The 21587-nt window shown below is 66.6% G+C and carries 23 protein-coding genes; 13 read left to right on the forward strand and 10 right to left on the reverse strand.

Annotated features, from left to right (window positions below; genetic code table 11):
* The first annotated feature begins 52 nt into the window (after positions 1–52).
* Together ACAW63_RS03470 and ACAW63_RS03475 are read left to right on the forward strand one after the other, a co-directional pair.
* Entirely contained in the window at positions 53–286 is a 234-nt protein-coding gene (locus ACAW63_RS03470) for a TIGR02647 family protein (RefSeq protein ID WP_371231716.1), read from the forward strand.
* Between the two features lie 92 nt (positions 287–378).
* Complete coding sequence (locus ACAW63_RS03475; protein WP_371231718.1) at positions 379–3225, forward strand: class I adenylate cyclase; 2847 nt, start codon at positions 379–381, stop codon at positions 3223–3225.
* Between the two features lie 50 nt (positions 3226–3275).
* On the opposite strand, the gene rnk is transcribed toward ACAW63_RS03475, so the two are convergent.
* The 4 genes from rnk to ACAW63_RS03495 all read right to left on the reverse strand — a co-directional run bounded on the left by rnk (position 3276) and on the right by ACAW63_RS03495 (position 5440).
* On the reverse strand, positions 3276–3680 hold the full coding sequence (rnk, locus tag ACAW63_RS03480) for a nucleoside diphosphate kinase regulator (protein ID WP_371231720.1): 405 nt from the start codon (positions 3678–3680) through the stop codon (positions 3276–3278).
* Positions 3681–3862: 182 nt separating this feature from the next.
* Positions 3863–4069, reverse strand: coding sequence for a DUF1289 domain-containing protein (locus ACAW63_RS03485; protein ID WP_371231722.1), 207 nt, complete (start codon positions 4067–4069; stop codon positions 3863–3865).
* The gene (gene cyaY, locus ACAW63_RS03490; protein ID WP_015479506.1) at positions 4047–4382 is read right to left on the reverse strand and encodes an iron donor protein CyaY; all 336 of its coding nucleotides are present in this window, start codon (positions 4380–4382) and stop codon (positions 4047–4049) included. Before cyaY ends, ACAW63_RS03485 begins: the two co-directional genes overlap by 23 nt.
* Entirely contained in the window at positions 4379–5440 is a 1062-nt protein-coding gene (locus tag ACAW63_RS03495) for an AraC family transcriptional regulator (RefSeq protein WP_371231724.1), read from the reverse strand. Before ACAW63_RS03495 ends, cyaY begins: the two co-directional genes overlap by 4 nt.
* Before the next feature lie 152 nt (positions 5441–5592).
* On the opposite strand from ACAW63_RS03495, the gene ACAW63_RS03500 reads away from it, so the two are divergent.
* The 6 genes from ACAW63_RS03500 (at position 5593) to ACAW63_RS03525 (ending at position 10282) form a co-directional block, all read left to right on the forward strand.
* Positions 5593–5733, forward strand: a complete 141-nt coding sequence (locus ACAW63_RS03500; protein ID WP_015479508.1) for a lipoprotein — start codon at positions 5593–5595, stop codon at positions 5731–5733.
* Between the two features lie 11 nt (positions 5734–5744).
* Positions 5745–6992 (forward strand): diaminopimelate decarboxylase, encoded by a 1248-nt coding sequence (gene lysA / locus ACAW63_RS03505; protein WP_371231726.1) that lies wholly within the window; start codon positions 5745–5747, stop codon positions 6990–6992.
* Between the two features lie 13 nt (positions 6993–7005).
* On the forward strand, positions 7006–7836 hold the full coding sequence (gene dapF / locus ACAW63_RS03510; protein ID WP_343578103.1) for a diaminopimelate epimerase: 831 nt from the start codon (positions 7006–7008) through the stop codon (positions 7834–7836).
* Positions 7837–7888: 52 nt separating this feature from the next.
* Entirely contained in the window at positions 7889–8590 is a 702-nt protein-coding gene (locus ACAW63_RS03515; protein WP_275609233.1) for a DUF484 family protein, read from the forward strand.
* 85 nt (positions 8591–8675) lie between these two features.
* Positions 8676–9593 (forward strand): tyrosine recombinase XerC, encoded by a 918-nt coding sequence (gene xerC / locus ACAW63_RS03520; RefSeq protein ID WP_371231727.1) that lies wholly within the window; start codon positions 8676–8678, stop codon positions 9591–9593.
* Positions 9590–10282, forward strand: coding sequence for an HAD family hydrolase (locus tag ACAW63_RS03525; protein ID WP_371231729.1), 693 nt, complete (start codon positions 9590–9592; stop codon positions 10280–10282). The genes xerC and ACAW63_RS03525 overlap by 4 nt, the downstream gene beginning before the upstream one ends.
* Before the next feature lie 223 nt (positions 10283–10505).
* Here the strand turns inward: ACAW63_RS03525 and sutA are convergent, their stop codons facing one another.
* The 4 genes from sutA to glnK all read right to left on the reverse strand — a co-directional run bounded on the left by sutA (position 10506) and on the right by glnK (position 13157).
* Entirely contained in the window at positions 10506–10832 is a 327-nt protein-coding gene (gene sutA / locus ACAW63_RS03530) for a transcriptional regulator SutA (protein ID WP_207886733.1), read from the reverse strand.
* A 78-nt stretch (positions 10833–10910) separates the two neighbouring features.
* Positions 10911–11336: a secondary thiamine-phosphate synthase enzyme YjbQ gene (locus ACAW63_RS03535; RefSeq protein ID WP_371231731.1), complete on the reverse strand. Its 426-nt coding sequence runs from the start codon at positions 11334–11336 to the stop codon at positions 10911–10913.
* A 106-nt stretch (positions 11337–11442) separates the two neighbouring features.
* On the reverse strand, positions 11443–12777 hold the full coding sequence (locus ACAW63_RS03540; protein WP_371231732.1) for an ammonium transporter: 1335 nt from the start codon (positions 12775–12777) through the stop codon (positions 11443–11445).
* 41 nt (positions 12778–12818) lie between these two features.
* Positions 12819–13157, reverse strand: coding sequence for a P-II family nitrogen regulator (gene glnK, locus ACAW63_RS03545; RefSeq protein ID WP_003457590.1), 339 nt, complete (start codon positions 13155–13157; stop codon positions 12819–12821).
* A gap of 403 nt (positions 13158–13560) precedes the next feature.
* On the opposite strand from glnK, the gene ACAW63_RS03550 reads away from it, so the two are divergent.
* Together ACAW63_RS03550 and ACAW63_RS03555 are read left to right on the forward strand one after the other, a co-directional pair.
* Entirely contained in the window at positions 13561–13842 is a 282-nt protein-coding gene (locus ACAW63_RS03550; RefSeq protein ID WP_275609239.1) for an accessory factor UbiK family protein, read from the forward strand.
* Positions 13843–13881: 39 nt separating this feature from the next.
* Positions 13882–15372 (forward strand): YifB family Mg chelatase-like AAA ATPase, encoded by a 1491-nt coding sequence (locus ACAW63_RS03555; RefSeq protein ID WP_371231734.1) that lies wholly within the window; start codon positions 13882–13884, stop codon positions 15370–15372.
* On the opposite strand, the gene ACAW63_RS03560 is transcribed toward ACAW63_RS03555, so the two are convergent.
* Positions 15369–15599, reverse strand: coding sequence for a DUF1127 domain-containing protein (locus ACAW63_RS03560; RefSeq protein ID WP_371231735.1), 231 nt, complete (start codon positions 15597–15599; stop codon positions 15369–15371). The two genes, ACAW63_RS03555 and ACAW63_RS03560, sit on opposite strands and share 4 nt — an antisense overlap.
* Positions 15600–15785: 186 nt before the next feature.
* Here ACAW63_RS03560 and ACAW63_RS03565 point away from each other — a divergent pair, with 186 nt between their 5' ends.
* The 3 genes from ACAW63_RS03565 (at position 15786) to betT (ending at position 20349) form a co-directional block, all read left to right on the forward strand.
* Complete coding sequence (locus ACAW63_RS03565) at positions 15786–17234, forward strand: PLP-dependent aminotransferase family protein (protein WP_371231736.1); 1449 nt, start codon at positions 15786–15788, stop codon at positions 17232–17234.
* A gap of 97 nt (positions 17235–17331) precedes the next feature.
* Positions 17332–18141 (forward strand): redoxin family protein, encoded by an 810-nt coding sequence (locus tag ACAW63_RS03570; protein WP_371231738.1) that lies wholly within the window; start codon positions 17332–17334, stop codon positions 18139–18141.
* Positions 18142–18375: 234 nt separating this feature from the next.
* Entirely contained in the window at positions 18376–20349 is a 1974-nt protein-coding gene (gene betT / locus ACAW63_RS03575; RefSeq protein WP_371231739.1) for a choline BCCT transporter BetT, read from the forward strand.
* A 41-nt stretch (positions 20350–20390) separates the two neighbouring features.
* On the opposite strand, the gene ACAW63_RS03580 is transcribed toward betT, so the two are convergent.
* Complete coding sequence (locus tag ACAW63_RS03580; RefSeq protein WP_371231741.1) at positions 20391–21440, reverse strand: haloacid dehalogenase-like hydrolase; 1050 nt, start codon at positions 21438–21440, stop codon at positions 20391–20393.
* Positions 21441–21587: the final 147 nt, after the last annotated feature.

A 21587-nucleotide genomic window follows, 5' to 3' on the forward strand; every position in this document is an offset into this window, starting at 1 on the left:
GGTCGGAGTTGAGACTACACTGGGGTCTCACTGACCATTGGGAGTTGCGCGTATGGCTTTCACCAAAGATATGGTTGCGGAACTGGACCTGCTGGCGCTCTACGATCTGGAGAACAGCCAGGCGGGATTGAAAGTCCACCACGACGCCTCGCGGGACACCGTCGCGGCCGCCGAACGCCTGCACGCCAAGGGGCTGATCGACAAACCCGACGGCGGCTACCTGACCAGCCTGGGTCTCGACGCCGCCGAGCATGCCCAGGTCCTGCTGGGCATCCTGCGCAGCTGATCTCAAGATTCGCCATGAGCGGGCGATAACCTGGCAAATTTCCGGGCGCCGCACCCCCTGATGCGGCGCCGTTGGCCAGGCCGTAGTACGCCATGACGCTCACCCCCGAGATTCGCCCGGACATCGACGACGGCATCGACCGCAAGGTATTGGCGCAGTTGCGCCAGCGCTTCCTGAAGGTCAATGCCGGCCGCCTGCGGCGCGCCAGCGAAGCGCTGTCCACCCGCCAGCAGCTGGTGTTGAAGCTGCTGCCGCTGCTGCTGGACGTGAACCATCCGCTGCTGCCCGGCTATGTGTCGGCGGCAACGCCGGCGGGCCTGTCCAACTTCGTCCCGGACGACGAGCTGCTCGCCGAAGCCCAGCGCCTGACCCGCTCCTTCAGCTACAAACCACGCCGCGGCGACCCGCCATTGCCGATCCACGGCCTGTTCCTGATGGGCAGCCTGGGCACCGTCGCCCAGGCCGAGCAGAGCGACCTGGACCTGTGGGTCTGCCACGCCTCCGATCTATCCCCGCAGGAACTGGCCGAACTGCGCCGCAAGTGCGACCTGCTGGAACAGTGGGCCGCGACCCAGGGCGCCGAGGTGCACTGCTTCTTCATCGAGCCGCAGCGCTTCACTCAGGGCGCGCGCGACACCCGCCTGACCTCCGACGACTGCGGCACCAGCCAGCACTACCTGCTGCTCGACGAGTTCTATCGCACCGCCATCTGGCTCGGCGGCCGCACGCCATTGTGGTGGCTGGTGCCGGTCTATGAAGAGGGCCGCTACGCGCAGTACTGCCAGACGCTGCTGAGCAAGCGCTTCATCCGCGCCGAAGATGTTCTCGACCTCGGCCACCTGGCGCGCATCCCGCCCGGCGAATTCATCGGCGCGGGCATGTGGCAGCTGTTCAAGGGCATCGAGTCGCCCTACAAGTCGGTGCTCAAGCTGCTGCTCACCGAGGTCTACGCCAGCGAGCACCCGAACGGCGCCTGTCTGAGCCTGCTCTACAAGCAGGCGATCTACGCCGGGCGGCTCGACGAGGACGAGCTCGATCCCTACGTGATGCTCTACCGTCGCCTGGAGGAATACCTTTCGGCGCGCGGCGAGCGGGAGCGCCTGGAGCTGATCCGCCGCTGCCTTTACCTGAAGGTCGGCAAGAAACTCAGCCGCCCGCCGCGCCAGGGCCACAAGAGCTGGCAGCGCAAGCTGATGGAGCGCCTGTCCGCCGAATGGAACTGGGACAGCCGCACCTACGGGCTGCTCGACAGCCGCAGCCAGTGGAAGGTCCGCCAGGTGCTGCTGGAGCGCCGCGCGCTGGTCAACGAGCTGACCCACAGCTACCGCTTCCTCTCCCAGTTCGCCCGCCTGCAACAGGCTGCCAGCGGCATCGACCCGCGCGACCTGAGCGTGCTCGGCCGGCGCCTGTACGCCGCCTTCGAGCGCAAGGCCGGCAAGGTCGAGTTCATCAACCCGGGCATCGCCCCGGACGTCGCCGAAGACATCCTCACCCTCGCCCAGCTGCCCGCCGAAGCCGGCAAGCCGCCGTACTGGGCGCTGTTCAGCGGCAGCCTGTCACTGCAGGAAATGGCCGACTTCGCCCCGCTGCGCCGCGCCCGCGACCTGATGGAGCTGCTGGCCTGGAGTCACCGCAACGGCGTGATCGATGCCACCACACGCCTGTCCCTGCAACCGGGCGCCAGCGACCTCAGCGAGTTCGAACTGCAGAACCTGCTGGGCTGCCTGCAACAGGCCTTCCCGCTGCCGCTCGCCGAGGTGCCGGAAAGCGCCCTGCTGCGCAGCAGCGTGCCAGCGCAGACGCTGATCCTGGTTAACGTCGGACTCGACCCGTTGCCTCAGCACAGCCAGATGAACGTGCACATGACCACCGAACGCACCGATTCCCTCGGCTACTCCGGCGTGCGCGACAACCTGGTGCTGACCCTCGACCAGATCACCCTGAACAGCTGGAACGAGCTGATGGTCAACCGCTTCGCCGGGCCCCACGCACTGCTCGACTGCCTGCGCGACTTCCTCAACGGCCTGCCGACCGACGCTCCGCCGCCGCGCCTGCTGGTGCGCTGCTTCTGCCGCAACCGCGCGGTCGCCATCGCCCAGCGCGTGGAAGACCTGATCCGCGATGCCCACGGCCAGCTCGCCAGCGGACGCGGCGGGCGCTTCTTGCTGCAGGTGCGGCAGCACTTCCATCTGCTGCAGCTGACACCGGGCGATGTCAGCCACCGGGTGGTGGAAGGGATGCCGGCGCTGATCGAACACCTGGGCGACACGCAGCAGGACAACGGCTACCTGCAACTGGACCGGCACGCGCTGGAAGGCGAAGACCTGGCGCTGATCCTGCCGCTGGGACGGGCCAACTGCGTGCAGGTGTTCTACCGCCTGGACGAGGGCAACGCGGAGATCAGCATCCTCGACGAGCGCAACGCGCTCTGGCGCCGTCGCCAGGCCTACGACAGTGAGGAAAGCCTGCTGCTGCCGCTGCAACGCTTCCTGCAATCGGTGCAGTACCGGCGCAACGCGCTGCTGCCGCTGGTCGAAGGCCAGCGCACGGTGGGTGCGGAGATCCTCTTCTACGAGGTCCTGCCCAACGGCCATCAGCGCGCCCAGCGGATCGAGCGGCGCACCACTCCGCAAGCGCTGGAAACGCAGCCGTACTACAACGTGCAGGCGATCATCGAGCCGGGCGACGGGCAACGCGCCCGCATCACGCTGTACTGCAACCACCGCGAATTCTCGGAACTGGAGTACGGCGACGGGCTGTTCCAGGCGGTGGCCCAGCACATCCTCGGCCAGCGCAGCGGCCAGGAGCGCTATCCCTGCTACATCACCGACCTCGACCTGACGGCGATGCAGGAAGGCGGCGAGCTACAGACGGTGCATTTCCTGCGTTACAAGCAGAGCCTGGAGCTGGCTCTGAACCGGGCGCTGGCCGAGGCCTGAATGGCCGCGGCGCGAAACGCCCGGAGGCGGGCTCTTCAGAGACTGAACGCTCAGCGATCGAAGTCGCCGGCAGCCTCGGGCTGGTATTCCACTTCCAGCAGGGTCAGATTCAGCGTCTTGCCGCTGGGCGCCGGCCAATCGATGCTCTGGCCGGTGGTCAGGCCCAGCAGCGCGGTACCCACCGGGGCGAGGATCGACACCTTGCCTTCGCCGCCGGCGTCGGCCGGGTAGACCAGCGTCAGGTGGTACTCCTTGCCGCTGCCTTCCTCGCGGCAGCGCACGGTGGAGTTCATCGTGACCACGCCCGGCGGTACCTCGTCGTGGCCGACGACCGCAGCACGGGCCAGTTCAGCCTCCAGCGCCTCGGCAGCGGGACCGTACTCATCCAGGCTGTCGAGCAGGCGCTCCAGACGTTGCAGGTCGAGTCGGGTAACGGTGATGGGTGTCGTGGTCATGATGGTCGGCAGTCTCCTTAGAGGAGAGCCCCGGACGCTCGCGCGTTCGGGGCCCTGGTTCTCTGGTATCGAAAGCTTGCGGTACTGAAAGCGTTCTGGAATTCGAAAAATGAAAAACCCCGCCCTAAGGCGGGGTTTTTCCGGACACTAACACAGCACAGAAAATAAGCAACACCAACCCATCACCACGCAGGTGGGCGGTTGTTTCGGCGCTTTTCGCAGTCCGCCAGGATCGCCCGGCGGCGCTCGGCGTCGGCTTCGTTCCACTCCAGGATCTCGCCCAGGGTGCGGCCGCAGCCCAGGCAGATGTCCGCCTCGTCCAGGCAACAGCGCCGGCAGCACGGCGAGGCAACCCTCGCCGGCGGCTCAGATGCCGGGGAAGTCGACATCCTCGCCCGCCTGCTCCAGCGTGGCGCGGTTGAGCAACGCACCCAGCGGCTCGCGGGTGCTGTCGCTGATCCACAGCGAGCCGGATTCGTCGTAGTCGAAGTGGAAGCCGCCGGAGCGCGCCGCCACCCACAGCTGGCGCAGGGCCGGCTGGCGGCTGAGGATCAGCTGGGTGCCGTTCTCGAAGCGCACGGTCAGTACGCCGCTGGAGTTCTCCAGGTCCACGTCCAGGTCGCTGTCGTCGAAGGCGTCCTCCACCGTTACCTGTACGGCGTCCACCAGGTCATGGAAGCGGGCTTCGCTCAAAGTGCTCATGCATCGTCCTCGGGATCGGTCAAAGGCACCAGTTTACGCCGGTATTGGCCCAGACTCTGCCCCGTCCAGCGCCGGAATGCGCGGGCAAGCGAGCCGGCTTCGCTGAAGCCCAGCAGGTAGGCGATGTCGGCGCTGTCCAGCGCCGGGTCGCGCAGGTAGTGCAGTACCAGTTGCTGGCGGGTTTCGTCCACCAGTTGGCTGAAGGAAAGGCCCGTTTCGCGCAGACGGCGCTGCAGGGTGCGGGGGCTCAACGCCAGCGTCTGCGACAGGCGCTCGAGGTCCGCGCCCTGCTCCGGCAACTGGCGCGCCAGCTCCAGGCGAGCGCGGTCGAGCACGCTGTCGCCCTTGTTGATCTCCGCCAGCAGGCGTTCGGCGTAGGCGTCCAGGGTACTGCGCACCTGGGCGTCGGCCTGGCCCAGCGGCAGCGCCAGCAGGCGCTTGGGGAAGACCAGGGCGTTGTCCGGCTGATCGAACAGCACCGGGCAGCGGAAGATGCGCTGATGCTCGCGCGTGTCGGCCGGCGCGCCGTGGCGGAAGCGCACCTCGAAAGGCGCCTCGTCCACGCCACTGACCCAGTGGCCGAAGCTGACCCAGCCGGCCAGGGTCTCCTCGCTCATCTGCCGCTGCTGTTGCGGCAGCAGCGGCTCCCAGCTGTGCTTCACCAGGGCTTCGCAGCCCGCGCGCGGCGGCTCGTCGGCCAGTTCCACGCGCCCCAGATTGCCCACCAGCGCGGCGTAGCGGGCCTGGCGGTGCAGCGCATCGGCGAGGGTCGCGCAACTCATGATCAGGTAGCCCAGCACCCCGTAGTAGCCTGGTCGCACCGCCTCGCCCAGGTGCAGGCCGAGGTTGTCGTCGCCACTGAGCCGCATTCCGGCGCCCACCAGTTCCAGGTACGCGCTGGCGGCGATGCGCTGGTCGCGCTGGGCGAGGATCGAGGGTTCCAGGTGCACCGTCGCCAGCAGCCGCGCAGGGTCTACGCCCTGGCGTTGCAGATGCTCCACGAGGCCCTGCAGGTAGGCCACCGATACCGAACTGGGCAGTGGATCGCGATAGTCCATCGGGCTTTCCGTTTTTTGCCCGCATCATAGGGCCAGTTGCCCGCCCGGCGCGACCCGCAAGCCCCGCCGGGCGGGAGCCCGCTCGAATAGGCAAGCCGGCGGGGGGTCGGTATACTCCGGTGCAATTGACGCTTTATTACAAGGATTCCGCCATGAAGCGACTGCTGCTTCCCTTCGTCGCGCTGGCCGTGCTGACCGCCGCGCTGGCCGGCTGTGGCCAGAAAGGCCCGCTGTACCTGCCGGACGACGAGAAGGCCAAGAGCGAACACAGCAAGGACCGCTACGGTCTCTGAGGGCAGCTCCCATGGACGCCTTCTCCGTCCGCGACGGGCAACTGTTCGCGGAGGACGTGCCGTTGTCGGCGATCGCCGAGCGCTTCGGCACGCCGACCTACGTCTATTCCCGCGCGCACCTGACGCAGCAATACCGCGCCTACGCTGACGCCCTGGCGGGCGTGCCGCATCTGGTGTGCTTCGCGGTCAAGGCCAACTCCAACCTCGCCGTGCTGAACGTGCTGGCGCGCCTGGGCGCGGGCTTCGACATCGTCTCCCGCGGCGAACTGGAGCGCGTGCTGGCCGCCGGTGGCGATCCGGCGAAAGTGGTGTTCTCCGGTGTCGGCAAGACCCGCGAGGACATGCGCCGAGCCCTGCAGGTCGGCGTGCACTGCTTCAATGTCGAATCCGAGGTGGAGCTGGAACGCCTGCAGGCGGTTGCCGCCGAACTGGGGGTGAAGGCGCCGGTGTCCCTGCGGGTCAACCCGGACGTCGACGCGCAGACCCACCCGTACATCGCCACGGGCCTGAAGGAAAACAAGTTCGGCATCGCCATCGACGCCGCCGAGGCGGTCTACGCCCGCGCCGCGCAGCTGCCGAACCTGGACGTGATCGGCGTCGATTGCCACATCGGCTCGCAGCTGACCAGCCTGGAACCCTTCCTCGACGCCCTCGACCGCCTGCTGGCACTGGTGGATCGCCTCGCCGCGCGCGGCATCGCCATCCGCCACCTGGACCTGGGCGGCGGCCTCGGCGTGCGCTACCGCGACGAGACACCGCCTGCGCCTGCCGAGTACATCCGCGCCCTGCGCGAGCGCCTGGGCAACCGCCCGCTGGCGCTGGTGTTCGAGCCGGGCCGCAACATCGCCGCCAACGCCGGCGTGCTGCTGACCCGCGTCGAGTACCTGAAACACACCCAAGACAAAGACTTCGCCATCGTCGATGCGGCGATGAACGACCTGATCCGCCCGGCGCTGTACCAGGCCTGGATGGACGTGACCCCGGTCGTCGCCCGTGACGGCGAAGCGCGCACCTACGACCTGGTCGGGCCGATCTGCGAAACCGGCGACTTCCTCGCCAAGGACCGCCGCCTCGCCCTGGAAGAAGGTGACCTGCTGGCCGTTCGTTCGGCCGGCGCCTATGGTTTCGTGATGAGTTCCAACTACAACACCCGGGGCCGCGCCGCCGAGGTGCTGGTGGATGGCTCGGCCGCGCACGAAGTGCGTCGCCGCGAGACGATTCAAGAGCTGTTCGCCGGCGAAAGCCTGCTGCCGGACTGAGGCCGAGACGACGATGCTTCTGCGCTTTACCAAGATGCATGGGCTGGGCAATGACTTCATGGTCCTGGACCTGGTCAGCCAGCACGCCCATGTGCAACCGCGCCACGTGAAACAGTGGGGCGACCGCAATTTCGGGGTCGGTTTCGATCAACTGCTGATCGTCGAGCCGCCGAGCACGCCGGAAGCGGATTTCCGCTACCGCATCTTCAACTGCGACGGCACCGAGGTCGAACAATGCGGCAACGGCGCGCGCTGCTTCGCCCGCTTCGTGGTCGACAAGCGCCTGACGGTGAAAAAGACCATCCGCGTGGAAACCAAGGGCGGGATGATCGAACTGACCATCACCAACGATGGCCAGGTCACCGTGAACATGGGCGCGCCGCGCCTGGCGCCCGAGCAGGTGCCGTTCCAGGCCGACGCCGAGGCGCTGAGCTACGGCGTCGAAGTGGACGGCCAGAGTTACCAGCTGGCGGCGATTTCCATGGGCAACCCGCACGGCGTGCTGCGCGTGGATGACGTGGACAGCGCCCCGGTGCGCACGCTGGGGCCGAAACTCGAAATCCATGAAAGCTTCCCGCAGAAGGCCAACATCGGCTTCCTGCAGGTGGTCGATCCGCACCAGGCGCGCCTGCGCGTCTGGGAGCGCGGCGTCGGCGAGACCCTCGCCTGCGGCACCGGCGCCTGCGCCGCCGCGGTCGCCGGCATCCGCCAGGGCTGGCTGCAATCGCCGGTACAGATCGAGCTTCCCGGCGGACGGTTGTCCATCGAGTGGGCAGGACCGGGTCAGCCCGTTATGATGACCGGGCCCGCGGTGCGGGTGTTCGAAGGCCAGGTACGTCTATAAGGCCTGTTTCCAACGCCGCATGATCAGGCGCAGGCAATAAACCGGGACGCTTATGACCGATACTCCGCAGGAACCCACCGTTACCCTCGAAGCCGACCAGGTCGCCGACTATCTTCGTCGGCACCCGGAATTCTTCGTCGACCATGACGAGCTGATCCCGGAGATGCGCATTCCGCACCAGCCGGGCGATGCCGTGTCGCTGGTGGAACGCCAGGTACGCCTGCTGCGCGAACGCAACATCGAGATGCGTCATCGCCTGTCGCAGCTGATGGACGTGGCCCGCGACAACGACCGGCTGTTCGACAAGACCCGCCGCCTGGTGCTCGACCTGCTCGACGCTACCAGCCTGGAAGACATCGTCAGCACCGTGGAAGACAGCCTGCGCCACGAATTCCAGGTGCCCTACGTCAGCCTGATCCTGTTCAGCGACAACAACCTGCCGGTGGGCCGTTCGGTGAGCAGCGCCGAGGCGCACCAGGCCATCGGCGGCCTGCTGTCGGGCGGCAAGACCGTCTGCGGCGTGCTGCGCCCCCACGAGCTGGCCTTCCTGTTCTGCGAAGACGAACGCGAGCAGGTCGGCTCCGCCGCCGTGGTGCCGCTGACCTTCCAGGGCCTGCACGGCGTGCTGGCGATCGGCAGCCCCGATCCGCAGCACTACAAGAGCTCGCTGGGCACCCTGTTCCTCGGCTACGTCGCCGAAGTCCTCGCGCGCACCCTGCCGCGCTTTTCCACGCCGCTGCGGTCGGTGCGCTAGCGCGAAGCTGCAAGCTATAAGCTGCAAGCCGTAAGCGGTCGCAGTACGGTGGTGGGAACGGCGCTTTTCACTTGGAGCTTGTCGCTTGACGCTTGACGCTGGCATCGATGCCTACCTGGAACACCTGCGCAGCGAGCGCCAGGTGTCCTCCCATACGCTCGACGGTTACCGCCGCGACCTGAAGCGCCTGGCCTCGCTCTGCGAGAAGGCCGCCATCGGCGACTGGCCGGCGCTGCAGGTCCGCGACCTGCGCCTGTTCGTCGCCCGCCTGCACCAGCAGGGCCTCGCCAGCCGCAGCCTGGCGCGCCTGCTGTCGGCTACCCGCGGGCTGTTCCAGTACCTGATTCGTGAAGGCCGCTGCCGGCACAACCCCGCCGACGGCCTGTCCGCGCCCAAGGGCGCGCGCAAGCTGCCACGCACCCTCGACACCGACCGCACTGCACAACTGCTCGACGGTGGTGTGGAGGACGACTTCATCGCCCGCCGCGACCAGGCCGTGCTGGAGCTGTTCTATTCCTCCGGCCTGCGCCTGTCCGAACTGGTCGGCCTGGACCTCGAATGGCTCGACCTCAAGGAAGGCCTGGTACGCGTGCACGGCAAGGGCAACAAGGTGCGCGAACTGCCCGTGGGCCGCGCCGCACGGCAGGCCATCGAAGCCTGGCTGCCGTTGCGGGCGCTGGCCTCGCCACAGGACAACGCGGTGTTCATCGGCCGCAGCGGCAAGCGCCTGACCCCGCGCGCCATCCAGCTGCGGGTGCGCGAAGCCGGCGTACGCGAGCTGGGCCAGCACCTGCATCCGCACATGCTGCGGCACTCCTTCGCCAGCCATATGCTGGAGTCGTCCCAGGACCTGCGTGCCGTACAGGAGCTGCTCGGCCACGCCGACATCGCCACCACGCAGATCTACACCCACCTGGATTTCCAACACCTCGCCACGGTCTACGACCAGGCGCACCCGCGGGCGCGCCGCAAGCACGATGGCGAGCCGGGAGCTGAAGAATGAGTATCCGTCTGGTCACCTTCGACCTCGATGACACGCTGTGGGACGTCGCCCCGGTGATGAACAGCGCGGAAGCCACCCTGCGCGAATGGCTGGCGGTGAACGCCGCACAACTGGGCCCGGTGCCCATCGAGCACCTGTGGGCGATCCGCTCGCGCCTGCTGGGCGAGGACCCGATGCTCAGGCACCGCCTGAGCGAACTGCGCCGGCGCATCCTGTTCCACGCGCTGATCGACGCCGGTTATCCACAGGCCGAGGCCGGTGACCTGGCCGAAGCCGGCTTCCAGACCTTCCTCCACGCGCGGCACCAGGTGGCGCTGTTCCCCGAGGTGCATCCGACCCTGGAGCGGCTGGCCAACCAGTTCATCCTCGGCGTGCTCACCAACGGCAATGCCGACGTGCGCCGCCTGGGCCTGGCCGACTACTTCCAGTTCGCCCTGTGCGCGGAGGAGCTGGGCGTCGGCAAGCCGGACCCGCATCCGTTCCAGGAAGCGCTCAAGCGCGGTGGCGTGGCGGCGGAACAGGCGGTGCACATCGGCGATCATCCCAGCGACGACATCGCCGGGGCGCGGCGCGCGGGCATGAAGGCGATCTGGTTCAACCCGGCTCGCAAGGTCTGGGACGGCGAGGAGGAGCCCAGCGCGATCATCCACAACCTTTCCGAGCTACCGGGAGTTCTGGCGAAGCTCTGAGGCTTTGGCTCTTCGTAGGAGCGAGCTTGCTCGCGAACAGGATTTCCCGCTCACATTGTTGTTGGGCGGTTCGCAAGCAAGCTCGCTCCTACAAGGGCAGCTACCCAACTGGTTGGGCTAGGTGCTCGGGCCAGGGGACGGCAATACACTCAACAGACGGCCATGAAAAAGCCCCGCCACTCCCTCTCGGGACTGGCGGGGCTTTTTCATGTCGCGTCAGATATCAGATAGGGCGGCTGCCGTATTTGCTATCCGGCTTCTTGGGCGGATCGGCGACCACATTGGGTTCGATCTCCTGCACCTTGCCACCGCGATTGAGGAATTCCTCCATCGCCTTGGCCAGGGCATCGCGTTCCTTCTGCTTGGCTTCGACCGAGGGCAGTTCCTCTTCCTCTACCGCGGCCTTGGCTTTCTTGCCGCCACCGGAAGAAGAAGGGGCTTCATCCCCATCGCTGCCTTCGGCTTCACCATCGTCAGCCGCGGCGAGTTCCTCGCCATCGTCCTCATCGGCGCCGTCCAGCTCGTCCTGTTCCAGTTCTTCGTCGCTCATCGTTCAACCTCTGTGGTGCTGCAAAGCACGTTAGTTATAGCCCAGCTGCGCGCTTTGACGAACGCAGCTGGAAAAAATTCACACAAACTCGCCCTGCCAGGTCGCCAGTATCCTGCGCGGGCCCCCGTGGTCACGGTGCTCGCCGAGATAGATACCTTGCCAGGTGCCCATTGCCAAGTGGCCATCCTGTATCGGCAGGGTCAGCTGGCAGCCCAGCAGGCTGGCCTTGAAGTGCGCCGGCAGATCGTCCGGGCCTTCGTAGTCATGTTCGTAACCGCCCTCGCCCTGCGGCACCAGGCGATTGAAGAATCGCTCGAAGTCGCGGCGCACCGAGGGGTCGGCATTTTCGTTCACCGTCAGTGACGCCGAGGTGTGCTGCAACAGCAGGTGCAACAGGCCGATGCGGCACTTCGCAAGCTCCGGCAGCGCGTCCAGGACCTCGTCGGTGACCAGGTGGAAACCTCGCGAACGAGGGCGCAGGGTGATGGATTTCTGCTGCCACATGGCGGGCTCTCCTCCGTCGGGAACGGTGATGCGCGCGCATTCTAGCGTGATGCTCAAAAAAACAAAGGGCGCCCGTGGGCGCCCTTCGTCGAACTTGCGCGAAGCCTTACAGGTTGTAGCCGCGCTCGTTGTGCAGGGAGAGGTCCAGACCCATGGTTTCCTCTTCCTCGGTGACGCGCAGGCCCATGACCAGGTCCAGCACCTTGAGGATCACGAAGCTGACGATCGCGGTGTAGACGATGGTGAAAGCCACACCCTTGAACTGGGTGAACAGCTGGGCGCCGATGTCGGTCACGGTGCCGAAGCCGCCCAGGGCCGGCGCGGCGAACACACCGGTGAGCAGGGCGCCGACGATGCCGCCGACCGCATGCACGCCGAAGGCGTCCAGGGAATCGTCGTAGCCGATGGCGCGCTTGAGGCTGGTGGCGGCGAAGAAGCAGATCACGCCGGCAGCCAGGCCGATCACGATGGCGCCCATCGGGCCGCAGGTACCGGCGGCCGGGGTAACGGCGACCAGGCCGGCAACCACGCCGGAGGCGATGCCCAGGGCGCTCGGCTTACCGTGGGTGATCCACTCGGCGAACATCCAGCCCAGGGCAGCGGCGGCGGTGGCGATCTGGGTGACCAGCATGGCCATGCCGGCAGTGCCGTTGGCGGCAGCGGCGGAACCGGCGTTGAAGCCGAACCAGCCCACCCACAGCAGCGCCGCGCCGACCAGGGTGTAGCCCAGGTTGTGCGGTGCCATGGCGGCATTCGGGTAGCCCTTGCGCTTGCCCATCACCAGGGCGGCGACCAGGCCCGCGACACCGGCGTTGATGTGCACCACGGTGCCACCGGCGAAGTCCAGCACGCCCCAGTCCCACAGCAGACCGCCGTCACCGCTCCACACCATGTGGGCGATCGGCGCGTAGACCAGGGTGAACCAAAGCGCGGTGAAGATCAGCAGGGCGGAGAACTTCATGCGCTCGGCGAAGGCACCGACGATCAGCGCCGGGGTGATGATCGCGAAGGTCATCTGGAACATCACGAACACGCTTTCGGGGAACAGCGCGGCGGCGGACGTCAGACCGGTATTGGTCAGGCCGCTGAGGAAGGCCTTGTCCAGACCACCGACGAAGGAGGCGAAGTTGACCACGCCCTTTTCCATGCCGACGGTGTCGAAGGCCAGGCTGTAGCCGTAGACGACCCAGAGGATGCTAATCAGCGCGGTGATCGCGAAGCACTGCATCATGATCGACAGGACGTTCTTGGCGCGCACCATGCCGCCGTAGAACAGGGCCAGACCGGGGATGGTCATCAGCAGCACCAGCGCGCTGGAAATCAGCATCCAGGCGGTGTCACCGCTGTTCAGGACGGGGGCCGCGGCCTCGTCAGCCAGGGCCAGACCGGGCATTGCGAGAGGCAATAGGGCGCCTAGCCCTGCGTATTTGCGCAGAGTCATTGTTGTTTCTCCTGGGGCGTGGGGTTCGGTGTGGGCTTGGCTTAGATCGCGTCGGTGCCGGTTTCGCCGGTACGGATACGAATGGCCTGTTCCAGATTTACGACAAAGATCTTGCCGTCACCGATCTTCCCGGTGTTGGCGGCCTTGGTGATGGCTTCGATAACACGATCCAGTTGGTCATCGGCGATGGCGACGTCGATCTTCACCTTGGGCAGGAAGTCGACGACGTATTCCGCGCCACGGTACAGCTCGGTGTGGCCCTTCTGCCGGCCGAAGCCCTTGACTTCGGTCACAGTGATGCCCTGCACGCCGATCTCGGACAGCGACTCACGAACGTCGTCCAGCTTGAACGGCTTGATGATGGCTGTGACTAGCTTCATGTAACTCTCTCCCGTGTTTTGGTGGACCCGCCCCAGGAAGAACGAACCCGGGGACAAGTCTAAGCGCAGTGTCTGGCTTTTGTAATGCGCCGGCCGCCCTACCTCAGCACTCCGACTGCCTTTGTCGAAGCAATCCACCGCCTCGCCTGCCGCACCGGAACTGCATCGGTGCACGCCATGCATGCCCCAAAGCATGAACCTTGCCAGTTCGGTGAAATGCCCATGCTTTCAGCCACTTGCTGGAAATCCGCAGCTTCTGGCCAATCGCCAGTGGCCATCGGGCGCACCGAAAGCGCGCACGCGCAGCGGGCATACTGCTCAAAAAGCGTGCAATCCCCCGCCCCGCTGCCAGTGCTGGCTGCGTGATAGACTGCGCTCTGATTCAATCCGGAACCCATGAACCATGCTGCCGCCCAAAGCCTTCCTCGATGCCATCAGCCAACAAGCCGGACGCCTGTTCGGTGGCGAATCGCCCCTGCCGAAGGCCGAGCTGGAAGCCCAGTTCAAGGTTCTGATGCAGAGCGCCTTCAGCAAGCTCGACCTGGTCAGCCGTGACGAGTTCGACAGCCAGATGGTGGTACTCGCCCGCACCCGCGCCCGCCTCGAAGCACTGGAAGCCAAGGTCGCGGAAATGGAAGCCAAGCTCTCGCCGCCCGCCGAGGCCCCGGCCGAACACGCCGAATAAGCCCCTCCGGCGGGGCGGCATGTGATCAAGGAGTGATCCATGTCCCTCGCCATCGTCCACAGCCGCGCCCAGGTCGGCGTCGAAGCGCCCGGCGTCACCGTCGAGGCGCACCTGGCCAACGGCCTGCCGTCGCTGACCCTGGTCGGCCTGCCCGAAGGCGCGGTGAAAGAGAGCAAGGACCGCGTGCGCAGCGCCCTGCTCAACGCCGGCTTCGACTTCCCCGCTCGCCGCATCACTCTGAATCTCGCCCCGGCTGATCTACCCAAGGACGGCGGGCGCTTCGACCTGGCCATCGCCCTGGGCATCCTCGCCGCCAGCGGGCAGCTCGCCGATGCCGGTGGCCTGGATGACCTGGAATGCCTGGGCGAACTGGCGCTCTCCGGCACCCTGCGCCCGGTGCCGGGCGTGTTGCCCGCCGCCCTGGCCGCCCGTGCCGCCGGGCGGTCGCTGGTGGTACCGAGGGAGAATGCCGAGGAAGCCAGCCTCGCCAGCGGGCTGACGGTCTACGCCGTCGGCCATCTGCTGGAACTGGCCGCGCACTTCAGCGGCCAGGAACGCCTGCGGCCCTACGAGGCGAACGGCCTGCTGCGCAGCACGCCGCCCTACCCCGATCTCGCCGACGTACAGGGCCAGACCGCCGCCAAGCGCGCCCTGCTGGTGGCCGCTGCCGGCGCGCACAACCTCTTGTTCAGCGGCCCGCCCGGCACCGGCAAGACGCTGCTGGCCAGCCGCCTGCCCGGCCTGATGCCGCCGCTGGATGAAGACGAAGCCTTGCAGGTGGCGGCGATCCATTCCGTGGCCGGGCGCGGACCTTTGACCCACTGGCCGCAGCGTCCCTTCCGCCAACCGCACCATACGGCGTCAGCGCCAGCGCTGGTCGGTGGCGGCAGCCGCCCGCAGCCGGGCGAAATCACCCTGGCCCACGAAGGCGTGCTGTTCCTCGATGAACTGCCAGAGTTCGACAGGAAGGTACTTGAGGTGCTGCGCGAACCCCTGGAAGGCGGCGAAATCGTCATCGCCCGCGCCAGCGGCCGGGTGCGCTTTCCGGCGCGTTTCCAGCTGGTGGCGGCGATGAACCCCTGCCCCTGTGGCTATCTCGGCGACCCCAGCGGCCGCTGCCGCTGCACGCCGGAGCAGATCCAGCGCTACCGCGCCAAGCTGTCCGGGCCGCTACTGGACCGCATCGACCTGCACCTGACAGTCAGCCGCGAAAGCACCAGCCTGGCGCCCAGCGGCCCCAGCACCGGCAGCGCCGAACTGGCCGCGCAGGTCGCCGCCGCGCGCCAGCGCCAGCTGGACCGGCAGGGCTGCGCGAACGCCTTCCTCGACCTGAAGAAGATGCACCAATTCTGTGCGCTGGGCGCCGAGGACCAGGTCTGGCTGGAAAAGGCCGGCGAGCGCCTGAACCTGTCGTTGCGTGCCCTGCACCGGATTCTCAAGGTGGCCCGCACCCTAGCCGACCTGCAGCAGGCGGAGACCATCGGCCGGGCGCATCTGGCCGAAGCGCTGCAGTACCGCGCCGGTCACTAGCAGCGCCAGAACGGCCGCATCGCCTCCAGCCGCGCCTGTTCGCGGCTGATGCCGATATCGCGCAGTTGCTCGTCGCTGAGTTCCAGCAGCTGCTTGCGGGTGCGCAGCCGGCGCCAGAACTGCTGCCAACGGCTTTCCTGCTGGCCGCCGGGCATCACACGGGCGTCTGGAAGGCCCAGCAGTTCCTGCTGGTACAGGGTCAGGCGTACGTCGCTCATGCCGGTCATGTCGTCGTTCCTCCACGTTCGGGTTCACCGGATGTGGGATTAGCCTGACGAATCGGCAAAAAGCATTACAGATTCAACCATTCTGAATTTTCTCAATACAGAAAGGCGAGAAAAGCCTCTGAATGGCGTATTTTTGTTCGATCTGTACTGCTTTACACCAGCCACGACCGGTTTTGGAGATCTGTCATGAAGCGCTATGCACAGCTCGCCGCCACCCTCGGCGAACGCATCGAGCAGGGGCTGTACCGCCCCGGCGACCGCCTGCCCTCGGTGCGCGCGCTGAGCGAAGAACACGGCGTCAGCATCAGCACGGTGCAACAGGCCTACCGCGTGCTGGAGGACTCCGGGCTGGTGGAGCCACGGCCGAAATCCGGCTACTTCGTGCCCGAACGCCGCCACCTGCCGCCGCTGCCGGCGATGACCCGGCCGGCGCAACGGCCGGTGGAGGTGTCGCAGTGGGATCAGGTGCTGGAACAGGTGCGGCGCGCGCCGGGCAGCGACTTCGTCCAGCTCGGACGCGGTACGCCGGATGTCACCAGCCCTTCGCTCAAGCCGCTGCAGCGCGCCATGGTGCATGCCGCCCGGCGCACCGACATGCACAGCCTCGGCTACGAAGGCATCCAGGGCTCGCTGGCGCTGCGCGAGCAGATCGCCCGGCTGATGCTCGACTCCGGCAGCCAGGTACCGCCCAGCGAGATCGTCGTCACCACCGGTTGCCAGGAGGCGCTGGCGATCACCCTGCGCGCCATCTGCCAGCCGGGGGACATCGTCGCCATCGATTCGCCGAGCTTCCATGGCGCCATGCAGGCACTGAAGGCCTATGGGCTCAAGGCACTGGAAATCCCCACCGACCCGATCAATGGCGTCAGCCTGGAGGCGCTGGAGCTGGCCATGGAGCAGTGGCCGGTGAAGCTGATCCTGCTCACCCCCAACTGCAACAACCCGCTGGGCTACATCATGCCCGACGCGCGCAAGCGCGCCCTGCTGTGCCTGGCGGCGCGCTATGACGTGCCGATCCTGGAAGACGACGTCTATGGCGAGCTGGCCTATGCCTTCCCGCGGCCGCGCAGCATCAAGTCCTTCGACGCCGACGATCGTGTGCTGCTGGCCAGCTCCTTCTCCAAGACCGTGGCGCCGGGCCTGCGCACCGGCTGGGTGGTGCCGGGGCGCTACCTGGATCGCATCCTGCACTTCAAGTACATCGCCAGCGGCACCTGCGCGCCGCAGCCGCAGATGGCCCTGGCCGAGTTCGTCGGCGGCGGCCACTACGAGCCGCACATCCGCCGCATGCGCGCGCAGTACCAGCGTCACCGCGACCTGATGACCGAATGGATCGGCCGCTATTTCCCCGAAGGCACCCTGGCCAGCCGGCCGCGTGGCGGCTTCATGCTCTGGGTGGAGATGGACGAGCAGTTCGACAGCGTGCGGCTCAACCAGGAACTGCGCCGCGACAGCGTGCAGGTGGCGGCGGGCAACATCTTTTCCGCCTCGGGCAAGTACCGCAATTGCATCCGGATGAACTACTCCAGCCGCGACCTGGCGCGGATCGAGGACGCCGTGCGCAAGGTCGGCGCCTGCGCCACGCGGCTGACCGCCGAGCGCCGCGCGCAGGACGAGGAACTGCTGCCGGCCTGACGGGAAACATTTATCCACAGCCTGGCGCTGCCGTGCGGCGCCGGGCTGCTGTACCTTCCGCCTTTCCGCAAGGCACTCTCGATTCAAGGCGCTCGCGTTGACCAGTCTCACCCTCGGCTCCCTGGCCATTCCCCTGCCCCACGTGCTGCTCTACCTTGGCTTCTTCGCCGCGCTCTTCGCCGGCTGGCTGGCCGGGCGCAAACGCGGCGCCAACCCCGAGGGCGCGCTGTTCTGCATGCTCGTCGGCGGCCTGCTGGTGGCGCGGCTGGCCTTCGTCGCGCGCTACGCCGAGCAGTACGCCGCCACGCCGCTGGGCATCGTGGATATCCGCGACGGCGGCTTCCTCGCCCTGCCGGGCCTCCTCGCGGCGGTGGTGATCGGCGGGCTGCTGGCCTGGCGCAAGGCCGCACTGCGCCGGCCGCTGGCGGCGGCCGCGCTGGTGGGTGCCTGCATCTGGGGCGGCGGCAATGCCGTGGTTTCGGCGCTGGACCGCAGCCAGCAGATTCCGGCGCTGACGGTGCTGGACCTGCGTGGCCAGCCGGTCGACCTGCGCGCCCTGGATGGCCGGCCACTGGTGGTCAACCTCTGGGCCAGCTGGTGCCCGCCCTGCCGGCGCGAAATGCCGGTGCTGGACGCCGCGCAGCAACAACGCCGCGACGTGCGCTTCCTGCTGGTCAACCAGGGCGAATCTGCCGAGGCCGTACAACGCTTCCTCCGCGACCAGGGCCTGAGCGATGCGGCGGTGCTGCTCGACAGCGGCAACCGTCTGGGCCAGGCCACGGGCGCCTATGGCATGCCCACCACGCTGTTCTATGACGCCCAGGGGCGACTGAGGCACAGCCAGATGGGCGAACTTTCCGCCGCCAGCCTGGAATATGGGCTGGGCCGGCTCAAGGGCACCGACTGAGATCCCTCATTCCGAGCAAGGAATTGCCGCTGCCTTCATGCTGGTCCTGAGTAAGGACGGCAGTGCTGATGCGTAACCTGAACAGGATCTCGAAAACATTCGAGACCCGCATTCAAATACCCAAAACCTATCGAATATCTGCATCCATATCAAAAAAAGCTATCGATTTATGCTAGGATGTTTCGTCTTCCGCCCTCAGGGTGGCAATCCGATAACAAGGAGAGCTAGCTCAAGATGGAGACACCTTCCCGCCCCCGGAGCACCTTGAACCCTCCGGTTTTCTATACCTCCGCCGTACTCATCCTCGCCCTCGTCGCCTTCGCGACGCTGCTGCCGGAACAAGCCCAGTCGCTGTTCGGCCTGGTGCAGAAATGGATCATCAGCAATGCCAGCTGGTTCTATGTCCTCGCCGTGGCGCTGGTGCTGATCAGCGTGGTCTTCCTCGCCGTCAGCCGTTACGGCGACATCCGGCTCGGCCCTGACCACAGCCGCCCCGACTACCGCAACACCACCTGGTTCGCCATGCTGTTTTCCGCCGGCATGGGCATCGGCCTGATGTTCTTCGGCGTCGCCGAACCCGTCATGCACTTCATCGCGCCCCCTGTCGGTGAGCCGCACACCGTGGAAGCGGCACGCGAAGCGATGAAGCTGACCTTCTTCCACTGGGGCCTGCACGCCTGGGCGATCTACGCCATCGTCGCGCTGATCCTGGCCTTCTTCAGCTTCCGCCACGGCTTGCCGCTGACCCTGCGCTCGGCGCTCTACCCGCTGATCGGCGAACGTATCTACGGCCCCATCGGCCACGCGGTGGATATCTTCGCGATCATCGGCACGGTATTCGGCGTGGCGACCTCGCTGGGCTACGGCGTGCTGCAGATCAACAGCGGCCTGCACTTCCTGTTCGGCTGGCCGGTGAACCAGACGGTGCAGGTGATCCTGATCGCCGTGACCTGCGGCCTGGCCACCCTGTCGGTCGCCAGCGGCCTTGACCGCGGCATCCGTATCCTCTCCGAGCTGAACCTGGGGCTGGCGGTCATCCTGCTGCTCTTCGTGCTGATACTCGGCCCCACGGTGTTCCTGCTACAGACCTACGTGCAGAACACCGGGGCCTACCTCTCGGAGATCGTCAACAAGACCTTCAACCTGTACGCCTACCAGCCCACCGACTGGATCGGTGGCTGGACCCTGCTCTACTGGGGCTGGTGGCTGTCCTGGTCGCCCTTCGTCGGGCTGTTCATCGCACGCATCTCGCGCGGGCGGACCATTCGCGAGTTCGTCTGCGGCGTGCTCTTCGTCCCGGCCGGCTTCACCCTGCTGTGGATGACCGTATTCGGCGACAGCGCGATCCACATGATCCTCCAGGACGGCTTCACCCAACTGGCGGACGTGGTGAACCAGGACAGCTCGCTGGCGCTGTTCGCCTTCCTCGAACACTTCCCGCTGGGCAGCCTGATCTCGCTGGTCGCGGTGGCGATGGTGGTGGTGTTCTTCGTCACCTCGGCCGACTCCGGCGCGCTGGTGGTCGACATGCTCGCCTCCTCCGGCCACGACCACTCGCCGCTGTGGCAGCGCATCTTCTGGTCGGTGCTGATGGGCGTGGTGGCCATCGCCCTGTTGCTGACCGACGGCCTGAAAGCGCTTCAGACGGCAACCATCGCCAGTGCGCTGCCCTTCGCGATCATCCTGCTCGCCTCGATCTGGGGGCTGTTCAAGGCCCTGCACCTGGACGCCACCAAGCGCGGCATCCGCCACCAGGCGCTGAACTTCTCCCCCGCCCGCAGCCGCAGCAGCGAGGGCTGGCAGCGCCGCCTGCGCAACATCGCCATGTTCCCGCGGCGCAGCCATGTAAACCGCTTCATCGATGAGGTGGCGCGCCCGGCCTGCGAAGATGTCGCGGCCGAACTGCGCAAGCAGGGCTACGATGCCACCGTGACGACGGGCGACGACCGCCGGGTGCGGCTGGAGGTCGGGCATGGCACCGAGGTCGACTTCATCTACGAGGTCCGCCCGCGCGCCTTCACCACCCCCAGCTTCGTCATGCGCGATACCGAGGACACCAGCGAGTCGCGCAAGTACTTCCGCGCCGAAGTGCACCTCAAGGAGGGCGGCCAGGACTACGACATCATGGGCTGGGGCCGCGACGGGGTGATCAGCGACATCCTCGACCAGTACGAACGCCACCTGCACTTCCTGCACGTGGTGCGCTGAATGAAAGAGGCCGGCAAATGCCGGCCTCTTCGTTTCGGGGGTTACTGGATATCTTCAGGCTTCACGATCACCCAGTTCTTGTCGGCGGTGACCGTCTGGCCCAGCTTGGCCTGGGCCTCGGCATTCTTCTTGATCATGCCGTTGAGCTGGTCCATGTACTTGGGCTTGCGGTTGACCCACAGGTGGATGCCGTTGTCGGCGGTGCCGTTGAACAGCATGTAGCCATCGCTGCTGGGGGTGTCGCCGCCGACCAGGATCGGGCGTTTCCACTGGTCGATGTAGGTGAGGATCGCGGCCTGCTTGCCGGCCATCCAGGTCGCCGGGGTCCACAGGTAGGGGGTGACTTCAAGGTCCAGGTTGGCCTTGGGATCGTACTTGCCGGCGGTGATCTGCTTGCGCGCGGTGGTCAGTTCGCCGCTCTTGCGGTCCTTGAGCAGGGTGGTGACGCCAATGACGTTCTCCGGCTTCACGTTGTAGCCGTACTTGGGATCGGAGGCGACCATGCGCACCAGCTCTTCGTGGGCGGCGGTCATCACGTAGACCTCGATGCCGTTCTCCATCAACTTGTTGTACAGCTCGGTCTGGCCGGTGAAGACCTTGGGTGGGTTGATCTCGATGGGCTTGACCGCATCGCCTTCGTAGTAGGTGCTGGGAATCGGCTTGCCGTACGCCATCAGCTCGTCGACGTAGCCCTTGAGCTCCTTGAGGGTGAAGCCGGAGAACACCTGGGCGACCCAGGGGTAGCAGACCATGTCGTCGATTTCGCAGAGCCGGTAGTAGTAGCTGTTGAGGCTCTCCTTGTGGCCGTTCACGTCCTTGAACGGAATCAGCTTGAGCGAGGGATCGAGCTTCTCGCGGGTCAGCACGCCCTTCATTTCCAGGAAGGGCAGCAGCGACTCTTCCAGGTCGTAGCGGTAGCTGGTGTTGTCCATGTCGAAGACCGCGAAGGCGCCCTTGTTGGCGTTGGCGGCGATCAGGGCGTCGAGCTGTTTCGCGGCCGGCTCCGGCCAGTGCTTGAGCTCCGTGGCGGCGTTAGCGGTGGCGGCAACGGCGGTGCTGGCGAGAAGCAGGATGGCGAGCAGAGTACGCATGGGCTTCATGGGGTTCCCCCGAGGTGGTCTTTTGGGTTGGAAAGAGCCCGTTGCGGGCTCCTCCCTGGACTAGTCCACCCATGACGCTAGCAAAGCTCTGTTTCAACTCGACTACTGAAGCCGACCTGGAACATCGTGTCCGCGCCA

The organism is Pseudomonas sp. QE6 (assembly GCF_041379005.1).
GTDB lineage: Bacteria > Pseudomonadota > Gammaproteobacteria > Pseudomonadales > Pseudomonadaceae > Pseudomonas.

Bases quoted from the DNA above. Each gene is read 5' to 3' on its own strand.
- ACAW63_RS03555 (WP_371231734.1), top strand. From the start codon at position 13,882: ATGTCCCTCGCCATCGTCCACAGCCGCGCCCAGGTCGGCGTCGAAGCG.
- ACAW63_RS03500 (WP_015479508.1), top strand. From the start codon at position 5,593: ATGAAGCGACTGCTGCTTCCCTTCGTCGCGCTGGCCGTGCTGACCGCC.
- ACAW63_RS03550 (WP_275609239.1), top strand. From the start codon at position 13,561: ATGCTGCCGCCCAAAGCCTTCCTCGATGCCATCAGCCAACAAGCCGGA.
- cyaY (WP_015479506.1), bottom strand. From the start codon at position 4,382: ATGAGCACTTTGAGCGAAGCCCGCTTCCATGACCTGGTGGACGCCGTA.
- ACAW63_RS03565 (WP_371231736.1), top strand. From the start codon at position 15,786: ATGAAGCGCTATGCACAGCTCGCCGCCACCCTCGGCGAACGCATCGAG.
- glnK (WP_003457590.1), bottom strand. From the start codon at position 13,157: ATGAAGCTAGTCACAGCCATCATCAAGCCGTTCAAGCTGGACGACGTT.
- ACAW63_RS03560 (WP_371231735.1), bottom strand. From the start codon at position 15,599: ATGACCGGCATGAGCGACGTACGCCTGACCCTGTACCAGCAGGAACTG.
- ACAW63_RS03470 (WP_371231716.1), top strand. From the start codon at position 53: ATGGCTTTCACCAAAGATATGGTTGCGGAACTGGACCTGCTGGCGCTC.
- ACAW63_RS03495 (WP_371231724.1), bottom strand. From the start codon at position 5,440: ATGGACTATCGCGATCCACTGCCCAGTTCGGTATCGGTGGCCTACCTG.
- betT (WP_371231739.1), top strand. From the start codon at position 18,376: ATGGAGACACCTTCCCGCCCCCGGAGCACCTTGAACCCTCCGGTTTTC.
- ACAW63_RS03580 (WP_371231741.1), bottom strand. From the start codon at position 21,440: ATGCGTACTCTGCTCGCCATCCTGCTTCTCGCCAGCACCGCCGTTGCC.
- ACAW63_RS03540 (WP_371231732.1), bottom strand. From the start codon at position 12,777: ATGACTCTGCGCAAATACGCAGGGCTAGGCGCCCTATTGCCTCTCGCA.
- ACAW63_RS03475 (WP_371231718.1), top strand. From the start codon at position 379: ATGACGCTCACCCCCGAGATTCGCCCGGACATCGACGACGGCATCGAC.
- ACAW63_RS03525 (WP_371231729.1), top strand. From the start codon at position 9,590: ATGAGTATCCGTCTGGTCACCTTCGACCTCGATGACACGCTGTGGGAC.
- ACAW63_RS03515 (WP_275609233.1), top strand. From the start codon at position 7,889: ATGACCGATACTCCGCAGGAACCCACCGTTACCCTCGAAGCCGACCAG.
- sutA (WP_207886733.1), bottom strand. From the start codon at position 10,832: ATGAGCGACGAAGAACTGGAACAGGACGAGCTGGACGGCGCCGATGAG.
- lysA (WP_371231726.1), top strand. From the start codon at position 5,745: ATGGACGCCTTCTCCGTCCGCGACGGGCAACTGTTCGCGGAGGACGTG.
- ACAW63_RS03485 (WP_371231722.1), bottom strand. From the start codon at position 4,069: ATGTCGACTTCCCCGGCATCTGAGCCGCCGGCGAGGGTTGCCTCGCCG.
- rnk (WP_371231720.1), bottom strand. From the start codon at position 3,680: ATGACCACGACACCCATCACCGTTACCCGACTCGACCTGCAACGTCTG.
- dapF (WP_343578103.1), top strand. From the start codon at position 7,006: ATGCTTCTGCGCTTTACCAAGATGCATGGGCTGGGCAATGACTTCATG.
- ACAW63_RS03535 (WP_371231731.1), bottom strand. From the start codon at position 11,336: ATGTGGCAGCAGAAATCCATCACCCTGCGCCCTCGTTCGCGAGGTTTC.